This window comes from Comamonas faecalis (assembly GCF_039538025.1).
In the GTDB taxonomy this organism is placed as follows: domain Bacteria; phylum Pseudomonadota; class Gammaproteobacteria; order Burkholderiales; family Burkholderiaceae_C; genus Comamonas_C; species Comamonas_C faecalis.
Window position 1 is genome coordinate 1 of the sequence record NZ_BAABBP010000063.1, and the last position, 1,090, is coordinate 1,090.

The window sequence follows — 1,090 nt, forward strand, 5'->3', positions numbered from 1 at the left end:
GCGTGCCGGCACCACCAGTTCGGATGCCCAGCGCATCAAGGAACTGGAACGTGAGGTCAAAGAGCTGCGCCGGGCCAATGACATCCTGAAGACGGCCAGCGCGTTTTTTGCGCAGGCGGAGCTCGACCGCCGACTCAAGTCGTGAATGCCTACATCGACCGTCATCGTGACGACTACGGGGTCGAGCCCATCTGCCGGGTGTTGCAGATGGCCCCGTCGTGTTACTGGCGCCATGCAGCCCGGCAACGCAACCCCCAATTGCGCAGTGCACGCGCCCAGCGTGACGAGGCTTTGAAAGCCGATATCCAGCGCGTGTGGCACGCCAACTGGCAGGTCTACGGGGCCGACAAGGTCTGGCTGCAGATGAACCGCGAGGGCATCCCGGTGGCACGTTGTACCGTGGAGCGACTGATGCGTGCCATGGGCTTGCAAGGGGCTCGCCGTGGCAGGGCGGTGCGCACCACCACGCCAGACACCTCCGCACCGTGCCCTCTGGACCACGTCAACCGGCAATTCAAGGCCAGCCGACCCAATGAGCTGTGGGTGTCGGACTTCACCTACGTCTCCACCTGGCAGGGTTGGCTGTACGTGGCCTTCGTGGTGGACGTGTATGCCCGGCGCATCGTGGGCTGGCGGGTCAGCAGCAGCATGCAGACGGACTTTGTGCTGGATGCGCTGGAGCAGGCCTTGTACGACCGCCAGCCTGTGGCTGATGCCTTGACGCACCATTCCGACAGGGGCAGTCAGTACGTTTCCATCCGCTATACCGAGCGCCTGGACCAGGCGGGCATACGGCCTTCGGTGGGCAGCCGGGGCGACAGTTACGACAACGCACTGGCCGAGACCATCAACGGGCTGTACAAGGCCGAGCTGATTCACCGCCGGGGACCCTGGAAGACCAGGGAATCCGTGGAACTGGCCACCCTGCAATGGGTGCACTGGTTCAATCACGTCCGACTGCTCACGCCGATTGGGGGCATCCCTCCCGCAGAAGCTGAGGCAAACTACTGGCGGCAACTCGCCGTCAGCAACACCTCGACAGAGGTGTCAACTTAAACCAATCAGCCTCCTTGAAACCCGGGGCGGTTCA

General features: G+C 63.5%; 1 pseudogene and 1 other annotated feature. The pseudogene reads left to right on the forward strand.

Annotated elements, in window-relative coordinates:
* A pseudogene (locus tag ABD767_RS17195) lies at positions 1–1,056 on the forward strand (IS3 family transposase); the annotation flags it as partial.
* Positions 100–216, forward strand: a sequence feature (AL1L pseudoknot). It overlaps the preceding pseudogene by 117 nt.
* Positions 1,057–1,090 lie beyond the last annotated feature (34 nt).